This is a genomic window from Neisseria sp. HMSC078C12 (assembly GCF_001838065.1).
GTDB lineage: Bacteria > Pseudomonadota > Gammaproteobacteria > Burkholderiales > Neisseriaceae > Neisseria.
The window spans coordinates 189,049-204,020 of record NZ_KV835584.1; the positions used below are offsets into that span (position 1 = coordinate 189,049).

A 14,972-nucleotide genomic window follows, 5' to 3' on the forward strand; every position below is an offset into this window, starting at 1 on the left:
GGAAACCCATGAAAGCCTATCACGACCTTATGCGCCATGTCCTCGACAATGGTATCGACAAATCCGACCGTACCGGCACCGGCACGCGTTCTGTGTTCGGTTACCAAATGCGTTTTGATTTGAGTGAAGGCTTTCCGCTGTTGACCACCAAAAAATTGCATCTGCGCTCGATTATTCATGAGCTGCTTTGGTTTCTCAAAGGCGATACCAACATCAAATACCTGAAAGACAACAACGTTTCCATTTGGGACGAATGGGCGGACGAAAACGGCGATTTGGGCCCGGTTTACGGCTACCAATGGCGCAGCTGGCCCGCACCCGACGGCCGCCATATCGACCAAATTGCCAATGTGGTGGAACAAATCAAGAAAAATCCCGACTCGCGCCGCCTGATTGTGTCCGCATGGAATCCCGCTTTGGTCGATGAAATGGCTTTGCCGCCTTGCCACGCGCTGTTTCAGTTTTACGTTGCCAACGGCAAACTGTCCTGCCAGCTTTACCAACGCAGTGCCGATATTTTCCTTGGCGTACCGTTCAACATCGCCAGCTATGCATTGTTGACCATGATGATGGCGCAAGTATGCGGCTTGGAAGCCGGAGAGTTTATCCATACGTTTGGCGATGCCCATTTGTACAGCAACCATATCGAGCAGGCCCAGCTGCAATTAAGCCGCGATTTCCGAAGCCTGCCGACCATGAAAATCAACCCTGAAGTCAAAGACTTGTTTGCCTTCAAATTTGAAGACTTCGAGTTGGAAGGCTATGATCCGCATCCGCACATCAAAGCCGCCGTGTCGGTGTAATCCAAGCTAAAAAACAAAAGGCCGTCTGAAAGTTCAGACAGCCTTTTTATTTGATTCGAATCGTCAGATTTTCTCTCAACGAATCAGCGTATTTCCGTTAAAATACGCCTTCTTTTCCGATTCGAAACATTGCCATGCGCCTGACCCACATCAAACTCTCCGGCTTCAAATCTTTTACCGACCCGACCACGATTCATGTGCCGGGGCAGCTTGTTGCGGTTATCGGGCCGAACGGCTGCGGCAAGTCGAATGTGATTGACGCGGTGCGTTGGGTGTTGGGCGAGGCTTCGGCGAAGCAGCTTCGCGGCGAAAGTATGCAGGACGTGATTTTTAACGGTGCGGCAACGCGCCGTCCTGCGCCGAGGGCTTCGGTGGAGCTGGTGTTTGACAACAGCGACCACAGTTTGCAGGGGGCGTGGGGGCAGTATGCCGAGGTGAGCATCAAGCGGCAGCTGACACGGCAGGGCGAATCGACATATTTCATTAATAATCAGACCGTGCGCCGCCGAGACATTACCGATTTGTTTCTGGGTACGGGCGTGGGTGCGCGCGGTTATGCCGTTATCGAGCAGGGGATGATTTCGCGCATCATCGAAGCGCGGCCGGAGGAGTTACGCGCCTATATCGAGGAGGCGGCGGGCGTGTCCAAATATAAGGAACGCCGCAAGGAGACGGAAGGCCGTCTGAAAGACACGCGCGAGCATTTGCAGCGTTTGGGCGATTTGCAGAACGAGTTGGCGCGTCAGGTGGAGAAGCTGGAAAAACAAGCTGAAACTGCCGAACGCTACAGATCCCTGACCGCGCAGTTGAACCAACAACAGGATTTGCTTGATTACGCCCAATGGCAGCAATCGCTTGCCGCCGCCGACAAGGCGACCGCGCAACATCAGTCTTTGCAGGCGCAGCAGGACGAAACCGCCACGCAGGTTCAGGCGTTAAACGACGAAGTACACGCCTTGCAGACCGCCGAACAGTTGCAGCAACAGGCAGTGCATGAATTGAGCAACAAACGCGGCGTGTTGCGCGAGCAGATTGCCCGTTTGGAAGAACAAATCCGCCATCAGCAAAACCTGCACCAACGCATCGAACGCGACAAGCAGGCGGCGCAGGCGCAGTTGCAACGCATTCATCAGGAGCAGCAGCAAATCCGCGTGCAGCTTGAAGAAAACGAGTTGCAGGCCGAAGAAAAACAAACCGAATTGGCGGAATGGGCGATGCAGGTTGCCGAACACGAAGAGCGTCTGCCCGAATTGGAAGAAGCACAAGCCACGCTCAACGCCGCCTTCCAAACCCAGCAGGACGAGGCAAACCGTATCCGCCGCGAACTGGCGTTGAAACAGCAGCAGCTTGCCCATGCCGAACAAACCGTTGCCAAGCACGAAGAACGCAAAGGTCGTCTGAAACAGGAAAACCAAGCCCTGAACCTGCCTGACGAAGCCGAAACCGCTGCCGCGCAGGAAGCCGCCGCCTTGTTGCAAAGCCAGCAAGAGCATTACGAAGAACAAATCATTGCCGCCGAAGAAACTTTACACGCCGCCCGCGAGGTGTTTCAGACGGCCTCAAACCGCTTCCAAAGCCTGAAGCAGCAACACATCACCTTGCAGGCGCAGCAGCAGGCGTTGTCGCAAATCCTGTCGCAACAGCAGGAAGCCGCCGACTTCTGGCAGGCAACCGACCACGCCGCCGCGCCGCAACTGTGGCAACACATCACCGCGCCCGCCGAGTGGCAGCACGCCTTGTCCGTCATTCTGGCCGAACGCCTGCACGCCCGCGCCGTGCCGCACGGCTTCGTGCCGCCCGCGCCGTTGCCGCAGGGGCAGGCGGCATGGCTTTCAGACGACCTCTCCGGCGGCATCAAAAAATCCCTGCCCGTACAGGCATTGCTGAATCAAATCCAAGCGCAGCCGCCGTTTCAGACAGCATTGCACCACTGGCTCGACGGCGTATTGTGCGCGCCCGATTTGAGCTACGCCCTCGCGCATCAAAACGATTTGGGCGCACACCAAATCTGGCTCACACCCGAAGGCCATCAGGTCGACAAAGTCAGCGTCCTGCTCTATGCCAAACCCGCGCAGGAAAGCCTGATTGCCCAAAAAGCGCGCCTCGACGGCATCGCGTCCGAACTGGAAAACCTCGCCCCTGAGCTCTTCGCCGCCGAAGCCGCGTTCAAACAGGCGGAGGCTGCCGTGCGCTCGTCCGAAGTGCAACACAAAAACCTGATGCAGCAGCAACAGCAGCACACGCGCCAATACAGTCAGGCGCAACAACGCGCCGCCGAACTCTTGGCGCGCACAAACCAAGGGCAAATCCGCCGCGAACACATCGAGCGCGAACTGGCGCAGTTGGCGGAAGAGCAGACCGTGTTGCAACACACCTCCGACGGGCTTTCAGACGACATCGCTACTTTGCAGGAAGCCGCCGCCGAACTCGAACACCAGCAGCAAACCACCGCGCACAGCCGCCAAGAGCAACAAGGCCGTCTGAAACAGGCGCAGCTTGCCCTGTTGGAAGCCAACCGCCAATACGGGCTGGCCGAAGTCGCCGTCCACAAGCTCAACCAGCAAAAACAAAACTACCAGCAGCAAATCGCCCGGCTCGAACAGCAAACCCTAGACTGGCAGGAACGCCAGCAAGAGCTTGCCCTTGCCTATGAAACCGAGTTCCAAAACGACGAGCAGCACATCAAGCTCGACGAGTTGACCGAAGCCGTACACACGCTGGACGAAGAATACATCGCCGCGCAGGAAAGACTCGCGCAGATTCAGGAGCAGGGCAGGGAGCAATACGCCCGCGTACAAACCCTGCAAACCAAGCTGCCGCAGCTTCAGGCCGCCACCCAAACCGCCCTGTTGCAGCAGCAGGAAGCCCTGATCAATGCCAAACGCTACCATCAAAACCTGACCGAACGCGCCGCCGATTTGGACGCGCTCGAAGCGTTGGCGAAAGAATCGCCGAAAGTATTGAACAGCAGCATCGGCAGCCTCACCCAGCAAATCGAAGCCCTCGGCGCCGTCAACCTCGCCGCCCTGCAAGAACTCGAAGAAGCGCGCGAACGCGACGGCTACTACCGCAGCCAGAGCGAAGACGTGCAGGCCGCCATCACCCTTTTAGAAGAAGCCATCGCCCAAATCGACGACAAAACCAAAGAGCGTTTCAAAGAAACCTTCGACGCCGTCAACGGCAAAGTCCAAACCTTCTTCCCCACCCTGTTCGGCGGCGGCGAAGCCACCCTCAAAATGATAGGCGACGACCTCCTGACCGCCGGCGTATCCATCATGGCGCGCCCGCCCGGCAAGAAAAACAGCACCATCCACCTCCTCTCCGGCGGCGAAAAAGCCCTCACCGCCATGAGCCTCGTGTTCGCCCTGTTCAGCCTCAACCCCGCCCCCTTCTGCCTTCTGGACGAAGTCGACGCCCCGCTGGACGACGCCAACACCTCACGCTTCTGTAACCTGGTCAAAGAAATGTCGGCTCAAACCCAGTTCCTCTACATCTCCCACAACCGCCTGACCATGGAAATGGCAGAGCAGCTCGTCGGCGTAACCATGCAGGAAAAAGGCGTATCGCGCGTCGTCGCAGTGGACATCAAGCAGGCGTTGGAAATGGCCGAACCGAATTGAGGTAAGAATAAAGGCCGTCTGAAAGAATGAGGAAGAAATCTATCATTTCATCTTCCCATTTTTTCAGACGGCCTTTTTTTATCGGATAAAGCGTTATTGTTTCGACGTATTATCTTTTGCGCGTTGAGGTTGCTTTGCGCGTTGGTTGCTGCGGTTGACGGCATCGCGCCATGCTTTGCGTTCGGCTTCGATTTTGGCGGCTACTTCGTGAACCATGGTTTCTTGTTTTTTGACGGTAGGTTCTTTTGGTGTGTTGTCGGAAAAGTGGAGGCCATACCACAAGGCGGTGAAAATGCTGCAGACGAAGATCACGGCAATCAGGCCGACGATGGCTTGTTTGCCGGCGAGGGGTTTTTCGGGGGGAGGGACGAGGACATCGAAGCAGTCGGCGCAATCGAGGGCGAAGCAGACGTTTTCAGCTTCTTTGCGGCCGCGCCGGCCTTCTGTGATGTTGAAGGAGATGTGTTGCCCTTCGGCCGGTAGGCGGGTAAGGGTGGTGAAGGCGGCAAGGGCAAGAAAGATTTCTTGGCCTGTGTCTTCTATGGTTGCGGCGCCGAAGCCGCGCTTGCTGTTCCAGCGAGTAATCGTTCCGTAATAGCGCATAATGTATGTGGGGATATTATTATAGGTAACAGTTTTTCCTTGGACTGATTCTAAATCAAAAAGTTTAGTTATTGTCTTAATTTTACACTAGATTTGTCTTGTTGGAAGAAGGCGGGCCATCTGAAGGATTTCAGACGGCCTGCATGGTTTATGCCTATTTATTAAGCACTTTTTGGAAGGTGTCGATCAGGTGTTGCGCAATGGCACGGCTGCCGAATTGTTGCAGGCAATCTTGGCGCAAACGGACGGGATCGTAGTGTGCATAGTTTTCGTATAGGGTGAGCAATGCTTTGGTCAGTTCCGGTATGTTTTCGATTGGCACCAGCAGGCCGTTGTCGGAAGTGACGATGGATTCGGGGCCGCCGCAGCGTGTGGCGATAACGGGCAAACCTTGTGACAGTGCTTCGATATAGACGACGCCGAAGGTTTCGGTACGGCTGGCGAGGACGAATGCGTTGCTGTGGCGCATGAGGTCTAGGGTTTGGTCGGTGGTCAATGCGCCGGTAAAGGTAACGGCGTGGTTGAGGCCCAAGTCGCTTGCCAGTTGTTTCAGACGGCCTTCTTCTGCGCCGCCGCCGCCGATTTTGAGTTTGAGTTGCGGATAGGTTTTGAGTGCTTCGGCAAAAGCAGGCAGGAGCAGGTCGTGGCCTTTGAGGTGGCGCAGGTGGGAGACGCTGCAGAAGGTGAAGTCTTGATGGTTTTTTTCGGGGAACTCGAAATCCTGTTCAAAATTTCCGCCCAGCATATTGGGCAGGTATTGCCAGTCTGTACCGGCGTAGGTTTTTTCGAGAATGCGGCAGAAATCACGGCTGACGGCGAACCGGGCCGCGCTGTGGCGCACGGCTTCGTGCATGGACGGCCATTGGTTTTTGCGGACAAGGCCGCGTGAAATGGCGCTGCTGTGTTCTGTAATCACATAGGGAATGCCGTATTTTTTGAAGATGGCACAGGCCAAAATGGCGGCGTAGTTGACGCAATGGGCGTGAATTACGTCGGGTTTGCCGTTGTCTGTGATATAGGCTTCAAAAGCTTTCATGCCTGCGTTGACCCAGCGGATGCGGTCGATATCGACAACCGGGCAGCGCGGGAAGAAATACATACTGTCGTAGGCGTAAGTGTTGAGTCCGCCTTGCTGATGGCGGCGCAGGCCGTAGAAGCGCGAGAAGATGGTTTTCGGCTGGCTTCTCAAGTAGCGGAACATGGGTACGACCATGCCGATTTTCATGCCTTCGCGTTGCAGGGCTTGGGCTTGGAGGCGGAAAAAGATTCCGTCCACGTCGGTTTCGGAAGAAGGATACCAAGAAGGGATAACGACAATATGCATGATGTGTTTTTTTATGGAAGTAGATAACGGCGAGGCCGTCTGAAAAGAAAAGATATCTTTCAGACGGCCTTTTGTCTATTTAGTTCAATCAGTTGCCGGCAACCGTCATTTTGGAAACCAAGATGGAGCCGATTTGGTTGGACGAACGGCGTAATGCGTCGTCTGCCACGCCGGTGATGTCGCGGTACATATCCTGCAAACGTCCGGCAATGGTGATTTCCTGAACCGGATAGGCAATAACGCCGTTTTCCACCCAAAAACCGGCCGCGCCGCGCGAGTAGTCGCCGGTAATACCGTTGACGCCTTGTCCCATCAATTCGGTAACCAGCAAACCTGTTCCCATTTCTTTCAACAGGTCGGCCTGCGTGGCGTGGGTGTGGTTCAGATACAGATTGTGCGCGCCGCCGGCGTTGCCCGTTGTCTGCATGCCGAGTTTTTTCGCGCTGTAACTGCTGAGGAAATAGCCTTCGACGACGCCGTCTTTCACCACAAAACGAGGCTGCGTGGCCACGCCTTCTGCATCGAAATAAGTGCTGCGGAACGAGCGCAGGATATGCGGTTCTTCACGAAGGCTGAGAAACTCGGGCAGCACCTGTTTGCCGATGCTGTCAATCAGGAAGCTGCTTTGACGGTAAAGCGCGCCGCCGCTGAGTGCGCCGATAAGGTGGCCGATTAAGCCGACGGCAACAGTGGTGTCGAACAGTACGGGATAGCTGCCGGTCGGAACGCTGCGGCTGTTCAGACGGCGTAAAGTCCGTTCGGCTGCGGTTTGGCCGATGAGTTCGGGCGCATCCATGTCTTCGTGACGGCAGGAAGAATCGTACCAATAGTCACGCTGCATGCCGTGTTCGTCGCTGGCGACCACGCTGCAAGAAATGCTGTGGTGCGTGCTTTGCTGGTGTGCGGCAAAGCCGTGGGTGTTGCCGTAAACGTATTGGTAATGGCCGGTATGAACCGATGCGCCTTCGGAATTTTCAATGCGTTTGTCCGTTGACAGCGCGGCCTGTTCGCATTGCTTGGCCAAATCGATGGCGGATTCGGTACTTAAATCCCATTCGTGGTAGCGGTCGAGGTCGCCGATATGGGTTGCCATCAAGGCAGCGTCGGCAAGGCCGGCGCAATCGTCTTCGGCGGTATAGCGCGCAATATCGATGGCGGCCTTGACCGTATCTTGCAGGGCGCGTTCGGAGAAGTCGGCCGTACTGGCGCGGCCTTTGCGTTGACCGACATAGACCGTAATGTCTAAAGATTTGTCTTGTTGGAACTCGATTTGTTCGATTTCACCCAAGCGCACGCTGACGCTTTGACCGAGCGATTCGCTGAAATCGGCTTCGGCCGAGGTGGCGCCGGATTGTTTGGCCAAATCCAGCGTGTGTCCGCACAAGCGCAACAGCTCGTCCGGTGTGTGGTTAAACAGCATAAAAAGGTTTCCTGACAGGGTTTTGCGGCATTTTAACCGTTTCAGACGGCCACTGCAAAAATCGCACGGAAAGGCCGTCTGAAAACTGATAAAATAGGCAGATTCAGAAAATCAGGGAAACACAATGTTTGAACAAGAAGACGAATGGGTCAGCAAAACCCAAATGAAAAAGCAGATGAACGATTTGCAGGCTTTGGGTATGGAATTAACCAAGCTCTCCAGCGATACGTTGAAAAAAATCGGCTTGGACGAAGAGCTGTTCGAGGCCATCGCCACCTATAAAAAAATCACGTCCAACAGCGCGCTCAAACGCCAAGCCCAATTTATCGGCCGCCTGATGCGCGATACCGACCCCGCACCCATCGAAGCCTATTTGGCCAAACTGCGCGGTGACAATGCAGCACACAATGCCTTTTTACAACGTGTCGAGCAGGCGCGTACCCGACTGTTGGCAGACGATGGCGCGATTACCCAATTTATGGCCAATTTTCCGCAAGCCGATGCCGGTAAATTGCGCACCTTGATCCGCAACACCAAAAAAGAGCAGGAGCAAAACAAACCGCCGAAAAACTTCCGCGCGCTGTTCCAAGAAATTAAAGCAGTGATGGAGGCCGGTCAATCCGATGCTTCAGAAGAAGGGCAGGATTGGGAGGAATAAACCTTAAGGCCGTCTGAAAACGGATTGCGGTTTTCAGACGGCCTGTATCGTAATACCGAAGGAGGATGACCATGAAATTTCGCCGCTTTGTACCCGCTTTGTTAATCAGTGTACTAACCCTGAATGGTTGTACTGCTTTTCTTTGGGGAGGGAACAACCCGTTCCATAAAACCACAACCGAAAAAACCGTTGCCAAAGACAAGATTCACGCATTTGGCGTGGTTGCCAAAGACAATACGCAATTGGAAACAGGCAGCTTGGTCATGATGGGCAAAAAATATTGGTTTGTCGTTAATCCTAAAGATTCGGCCAAGTTGAAGGCGGTCTTGGATGTTAAATTGGACAAACAGTTTCAAATGGTTCAGCAAAACCCAAGATATGCGTATGAGGCTTTGCCGGTCGAATTGAAATCCCCTGAAGCGCAAACTTTCCGTTCAAAATTCTGCCTGCGTTACGATACTCAAAAAGCCGCCGAGATTGCCAAGTTGAAACAGCTGGCGTTTAAGCCGGTCGAGCTCGATGACAAAACTGTCTACACGCGGTGTATTTCTACCGAAGGTCATTATTACGCAACGCCGAAAAATGTTGCCGAAGACCGCCGTTTTGATACTGCCGTCCCGGTCAGAATTTATTATACGGAAACCAAAAAAAGCACAGACGTTCAGAAGTTGACGGAGAATATCCTGCAAACACCATTTACATTGGCTTTGGACGCAGTCGGCGCAGTGATAGCAGTCCCCTATGTCGTAGTCAGTGAAATTATCGATGCTTCACGCAAATAATATCCAAGGCCGTCTGAAAACGGATTGCAGGTTTCAGACGGCCTCCTCCTTAAAATAAACGCTTAAAAATATTAATTTTTTCTCTTTAAACCCACACACCATGTCCGTCAAAATCCAAACACGTTCCATTAATCCGACTGTTTTCAACGACTTGCTCACTGCCGGTACCGATCCTTTGATTGCGCGGCTATGTGCTGCGCGTGATGTGCAAAGTCCGGCTGAGTTGGACGACAAGCTTGCTGCGCTTTTGCCGTATCAAACGCTGACAAACTGCGAAGCCGCCGCCGGCCGTTTGGCAGATGCGGTCGAGCGCAAGGAAAAAATCCTGATTGTCGCCGACTACGATGCCGACGGAGCGACGGCGTGTGCCGTCGGTATGAGCGGTTTGGCGGCGATGGGGGCGAAAGTGGATTTTCTTGTGCCCAACCGATTTGAACACGGCTACGGTTTAACGCCAGAGCTGGCTGAAATCGCGGCAGAACAAGGTGTGGATTTATTGGTAACGGTGGATAACGGTATCGCCAGCATTGCAGGCGTGGCGCGTGCGCAGGAGTTGGGTTTGGATGTGATTGTGACCGACCACCATCTGCCTGCCGAGACCGTACCCGACTGCATCATTGTCAATCCGAACCAAAAAGGCTGCGGTTTCCAAAGCAAAAGCTTGGCGGGCGTGGGCGTGATTTTTTATGTATTGATGGCTTTGCGTGCCGAACTGCGCCACCGCAATTATTTTTCAGACGGCCTGAAAGAGCCGAATCTGGGCGACTTCTTGGATTTGGTCGCACTCGGCACCGTCGCCGACGTCGTCCCCCTCGACCACAACAACCGTATCCTCGTGTCGCAAGGTTTGAAACGGATGCGTTCGGGCAAGATGCGCCCCGGTATCCGCGCTTTGTTTGAAGTGGCGCGGCGCGATTGGCGCAAGGCGCAGCCGTTTGATATGGGCTTTGCGTTGGGGCCGCGCATTAACGCCGCCGGACGGCTGGACGATATGTCGGTCGGCATTGCCTGCCTGTTGGCGCGAGATGATGCCGAAGCACAGGAACTGGCGGCCCAGTTAAATAACCTCAATATCGAACGCCGCGAAATCGAGCAGTCTATGCTGCAAGACGCGCTGAATGATTTTCCTGAAACCTTGCCTCCAGGGCAGACGACTTTGGTGGCGTATCGCGACGACTTCCATCAAGGCGTGGTTGGCATTGTTGCCAGCCGTCTCAAAGACCGTTTTTATCGTCCGACCATCGTGTTTGCGCCTGCCGACAACGGCGAAGTGCGCGGTTCGGGGCGTTCCATTCCCAATTTGCACCTGCGCGATGCCTTGGATTTGGTGTCCAAACGCCATCCCGATTTGATTTTGAAATTCGGCGGACACGCAATGGCGGCGGGTTTAAGCATACTTGAACACAATATTCCCGCGTTTCAGACGGCCTTTGAAGAAGCCGTGCGCGAGATGGTGTGCGAAGACGATTTGTCGCAAACCTATATTACCGACGGCAGCCTGCCTGCCTGCGATATTACGCTGGAACAGGCGCAAAACCTTGCCCGACACGTTTGGGGGCAGGGCTTCGCACCGCCAAGCTTTACCGACGAATTTTACGTCATCCGCCAGCAGCCTCTAGGCGCGGAAGGCAAACACAAAAAAGTCTGGTTGCAAAAAGACGGCTACGAATTTGAAGCCATGTTTTGGCGTTGCAGCGAAGACATTCCCGAATACATCCGCACGGTGTACCGCCCCGTTGCCAACGAATGGCGGAATAATCTCGAATTGCAGCTTTATATCGACTACTGGGAAGCCGCGTAAATAAAGGCCGTCTGAAGATGAAGAAACAAAAAACTTGGCTTGGCTTTTCTTTGGCGCTGCTTGCCACCATGACTTGGGGTTCGCTGCCGGTAGCGGCGCAACAGGCCTTAAAAGCCGTCGATGCGCCCACTTTAGTGTGGGTACGCTTTTTAGTGGCTTCGCTGGTGTTGTTTGCGTTGTTGGGACTGACCGGCAAGCTGCCGAGGCCGTCTGAATTTTCGAAGCAGACCTTGTTTTTATTGGTGTTGGGCATTATCGGCATTTCTGCCAACTTCGTGCTCGTTGCCATGGGTTTGCACTATATTTCGCCGACAACCACGCAGGTGTTGTGGCAGCTCTCGCCCTTTACCATGATTTTGGTCGGCGTAGGCGTGTTTAAAGAAGCCTTTACGCGCTGGCAAAAAATCGGCTTGATGCTTTTGCTGACGGGTTTGGTCATGTTTTTTAACGACAAATTCGGCGAACTTTTCAGCTTGGGCAGCTACGCGGTCGGGGTAATCATGGCGGCTTCGGGCAGCATGATTTGGGTGTGCTACGGCGTGGCGCAAAAACTTTTGTCCAAACATTTCAATTCACAACAAATCCTGCTCATGATTTATTTTTGCAGCAGCTTTGTTTTTCTGCCGTTTGCCGAACCATCACAAATCGCCCATATCGGCAATCCGTTTTTATGGGGCTGCTTTATCTATTGCTGCTTAAACACGCTGATCGGTTATGGTTCATTCGGCGAAGCGCTCAACCATTGGGACGCTTCAAAAGTCAGTATTGTTACCACGCTGATACCCGTATTTACCATGATATTTTCCACCATCGGTCATTACCTTGCCCCTGATTATTTTGCCGCTTCGGATATGAATATCGTCAGCTATGTGGGTGCCATGGTGGTTGTGGCCGGGGCATTGCTGGCTGTGGCCGGAGAGAAAGTGATGGGGCTTTTTTTGAGAAAGATATGAAGCATTTATTGCGAAACAGAATAAAACAAGGCCGTCTGAAACAGGTTTCAGACGGCCTTTTATGTTCTAAATCAGATTAATGTGAATTGCCGAATCAATAGAAGCCTTCGCGTTCTTCACGGGTGCTGATGTAGATGTTTTTCACTTGGGTGTAGGCGGCGAGCATCATTTTGTGGGTTTCGCGGCCGATACCTGAAGTTTTGTAGCCGCCAAACGGCGCGCCGGCGGGCAGGCGGTTGTAGCAGTTTACCCAAACGCGGCCGGTTTCCAATGCGTTGGAAACGCGCAGGCAGCGGTTGATGTCGGTACTCCATACTGCGCCGCCCAAGCCGTATTCGCTGTCGTTGGCCATTTTGATGACTTCTTCTTCGGTTTTGAATTTAATCACGGTGGCAACCGGGCCAAAGATTTCTTCTTGGGCAACGCGGGCTTCGTTGCTGCTGGCCTCAATCAAAGTAGGCTCGACAAATTCGCCTTTGCCCAATTCTCCTTCGATTTTTTTACCGCCGGTAATGATGCGGCAGCCTTCTTGTTCGCCGATTTTGACGTATTTCAAAATGGTCTCGAGTTGGCCGGCATTGACTTGCGAACCCATTTGGGTGTCGTCTTCCCAAGGCAGGCCGACTTTGATTTTTTTGAATTCTTCAGCCAAAGCATTGACGAATTTGTCGTAAATGCCTTCTTGTACAAAAATGCGCGAACCGGCGCAGCAAACTTGGCCTTGGTTGAACAAAATACCTTTTTGCGCGCCTTCGAGGGCTTTGTCGAAAGGCATATCGTCGAAGAAGATGTTGGCGGATTTGCCGCCCAATTCCAAAGTGGATGGAATCAGCAATTCGGCGGCGGCGATGCCGACGCGGCGGCCGACTTCGGTTGAGCCGGTAAAGGCCAGTTTGTTGAAGCCTTTGTGGTGGAGCATGTATTCGCCGGATTTGGAACCGCGGCCGGTAATCACGTTCAACACGCCTTTAGGCAGCAAGTGGTTGATTTTTTGAGCGAAGGACAACAGGCTCAATGAAGTGCTGGAAGAAGGGTGGATGACGATGGTACAACCTGCGGCCAATGCCGGCGCGATTTTCCATGCGGCCATCAAGAATGGGAAGTTCCAAGGAATGATTTGGCCGACAACGCCGATCGGTTCGCGCAAAACGATGGACAAGTCTTCGGCATCAAGCTGGGTTGCCGTGCCTTCTTCGCCGCGGATGACGCTGGCGAAATAGCGGAAATGGTCGGAAGCCAAAGGTACGTCGGCGGCGCGGGTTTCGCGGATGGGTTTGCCGTTGTCCAAGGTTTCTTGCAGGGCGAACAATTCGGCGTTTTCGTCAATCACATCGGCGATTTTATTCAAAATGGCCGCGCGTTCGGCAGTCGTGGTTTTACGCCATGTTTTGAACGCTTCTTGCGCAGCGGCCACGGCAGCATCGACATCGGCGTCGGTTGCGTCTGTGAACTTGGCCAATTCATCGCCATTGGCAGGGTTGTAAGAGGATAAAAGTTTGCCTTCGCTACCTTTCGTCCATTCGCCGTTGATTAAAAGGCCGTATTCTTTATCAAACACATTTAAATCTTTTGCCATAATGCTGTCTCCTTAATGAATGGGAAGGCGTATTTCTGCGCCATAAAAACAGCTTATGCTTTTTTCTTTTTAGGTTCAAGTACTAAAAATGAGAATGTTCTCAAAATTTACATTTACAATGTTATCTCATGTAGCAGGCCGTCTGAAAAATAAAGGATTTGATTGAAATGAAAGTGTATTTGTTAATATATTTAAAGATTCAGACGGCCTGAATAGGATTTGTTATGATATAACATCATAACTCATTGTTTTGAAAAAGATTATGGGTTGACGGTTTCGAACATGGGGAGTATTCTCATTTATAGCTAAACAGTTTTTCGACACTCTAGGAGACGCTCCATGAAAATGCATGCTGTGGTAGTAAACAAAGATGTAGCAGGTGATGTAGAAGTTGTTGAACGCGAACTGCGTCCGCTGGAATACGGCGAGGCGTTGGTGGAAGTCGAGTATTGCGGCGTGTGCCACACCGACTTGCACGTTGCGGCAGGCGATTACGGTGACAAACCGGGTCGCGTGTTGGGACACGAAGGCATCGGTTTGGTTAAAGAAGTTGCCGACGGTGTGAAAAATCTGAAAGTCGGCGACCGTGTCAGCATCGCATGGCTGTTCCAAAGCTGCGGTTCGTGCGAATACTGTAATACCGGCCGCGAAACCTTGTGCCGCTCTGTATTGAACGCAGGCTATACTGCCGACGGCGGCATGGCGACCCACTGTATCGTGAGCGCAGATTACGCAGTCAAAGTCCCTGAAGGCTTGGACCCTGCGCAAGCTTCGAGCATCACTTGTGCCGGCGTAACTACTTATAAAGCGATTAAAGTTTCCGGCGTTCGTCCGGGCCAATGGATTGCGATTTACGGCGCAGGCGGTTTGGGCAACTTGGCGGTTCAATACGCGAAAAAAGTATTTGGCGCGCACGTTGTTGCCGTTGATGTCAACGATGAAAAACTGGCTTTTGCCAAAGAAACCGGTGCGGATTTGGTCATCAATGCCGCCAAAGAAGATGCGGCTCAAGTCATCCAAGAGAAAACCGGCGGCGCACACGCAGCTGTTGTCACAGCCGTATCCGCTGCTGCCTTCAACTCAGGCGTGAATTGCGTCCGCGCAGGCGGCCGTGTCGTTGCAGTTGGCTTGCCGCCTGAGTCTATGGACTTATCTATCCCACGCTTGGTATTGGACGGCATCGAAGTGGTCGGCTCTCTGGTCGGCACTCGCAAAGATTTGGAAGAAGCATTCCAATTCGGCGCAGAAGGTTTGGTTGTGCCTAAAGTCGAATTGCGTGCTTTGGATGAAGCGCCTGCCATCTTCCAAGAAATGCGCGAAGGTAAAATTACCGGCCGTATGGTGATTGATATGAACAAAGAGTGCAGCTGCATTCATCACTAATCAAATGATTTTGTGACAAAAAGGCCGTCTGAAACTTTTCAGACGGCCT

11 protein-coding genes are annotated in these 14,972 nt (G+C 53.2%); 7 read left to right on the plus strand and 4 right to left on the minus strand.

All coding sequences use genetic code 11. The features are described 5' to 3' along the window. The first annotated feature begins 8 nt into the window (after window positions 1–8). Window positions 9–803, plus strand: coding sequence for a thymidylate synthase (locus HMPREF2596_RS02475; RefSeq protein ID WP_049348902.1), 795 nt, complete (start codon window positions 9–11; stop codon window positions 801–803). A gap of 134 nt (window positions 804–937) precedes the next feature. Next, entirely contained in the window at window positions 938–4,423 is a 3,486-nt protein-coding gene (gene smc / locus HMPREF2596_RS02480) for a chromosome segregation protein SMC (protein ID WP_070849427.1), read from the plus strand. 93 nt (window positions 4,424–4,516) lie between these two features. Here the strand turns inward: smc and HMPREF2596_RS02485 are convergent, their stop codons facing one another. The 3 genes from HMPREF2596_RS02485 to pmbA form a co-directional block, all read right to left on the minus strand. After that, a complete protein-coding gene (locus HMPREF2596_RS02485) occupies window positions 4,517–5,026 on the minus strand; it encodes a cold-shock protein (RefSeq protein ID WP_070849429.1) in 510 nt (169 codons plus the stop codon). Between the two features lie 154 nt (window positions 5,027–5,180). Continuing rightward, a complete protein-coding gene (locus HMPREF2596_RS02490) occupies window positions 5,181–6,350 on the minus strand; it encodes a glycosyltransferase (protein ID WP_070849430.1) in 1,170 nt (389 codons plus the stop codon). 88 nt (window positions 6,351–6,438) lie between these two features. Next, window positions 6,439–7,770 (minus strand): metalloprotease PmbA, encoded by a 1,332-nt coding sequence (gene pmbA, locus HMPREF2596_RS02495; protein WP_070843410.1) that lies wholly within the window; start codon window positions 7,768–7,770, stop codon window positions 6,439–6,441. Between the two features lie 124 nt (window positions 7,771–7,894). Here pmbA and yjgA point away from each other — a divergent pair, with 124 nt between their 5' ends. The 4 genes from yjgA to HMPREF2596_RS02515 all read left to right on the plus strand — a co-directional run bounded on the left by yjgA (window position 7,895) and on the right by HMPREF2596_RS02515 (window position 11,964). Further along, the gene (gene yjgA, locus HMPREF2596_RS02500; protein WP_070849432.1) at window positions 7,895–8,428 is read left to right on the plus strand and encodes a ribosome biogenesis factor YjgA; all 534 of its coding nucleotides are present in this window, start codon (window positions 7,895–7,897) and stop codon (window positions 8,426–8,428) included. A gap of 71 nt (window positions 8,429–8,499) precedes the next feature. Further along, window positions 8,500–9,210, plus strand: coding sequence for a hypothetical protein (locus HMPREF2596_RS02505; protein ID WP_070713068.1), 711 nt, complete (start codon window positions 8,500–8,502; stop codon window positions 9,208–9,210). Window positions 9,211–9,310: 100 nt separating this feature from the next. Then, entirely contained in the window at window positions 9,311–11,011 is a 1,701-nt protein-coding gene (gene recJ, locus HMPREF2596_RS02510; protein ID WP_070849434.1) for a single-stranded-DNA-specific exonuclease RecJ, read from the plus strand. Between the two features lie 17 nt (window positions 11,012–11,028). After that, window positions 11,029–11,964 (plus strand): DMT family transporter, encoded by a 936-nt coding sequence (locus HMPREF2596_RS02515; RefSeq protein WP_070849436.1) that lies wholly within the window; start codon window positions 11,029–11,031, stop codon window positions 11,962–11,964. Between the two features lie 94 nt (window positions 11,965–12,058). On the opposite strand, the gene HMPREF2596_RS02520 is transcribed toward HMPREF2596_RS02515, so the two are convergent. Further along, the gene (locus HMPREF2596_RS02520; protein ID WP_004519426.1) at window positions 12,059–13,540 is read right to left on the minus strand and encodes an aldehyde dehydrogenase family protein; all 1,482 of its coding nucleotides are present in this window, start codon (window positions 13,538–13,540) and stop codon (window positions 12,059–12,061) included. 339 nt (window positions 13,541–13,879) lie between these two features. On the opposite strand from HMPREF2596_RS02520, the gene adhP reads away from it, so the two are divergent. Continuing rightward, the gene (gene adhP / locus HMPREF2596_RS02525) at window positions 13,880–14,923 is read left to right on the plus strand and encodes an alcohol dehydrogenase AdhP (RefSeq protein ID WP_079453675.1); all 1,044 of its coding nucleotides are present in this window, start codon (window positions 13,880–13,882) and stop codon (window positions 14,921–14,923) included. The last annotated feature ends 49 nt before the right edge of the window (window positions 14,924–14,972 follow it).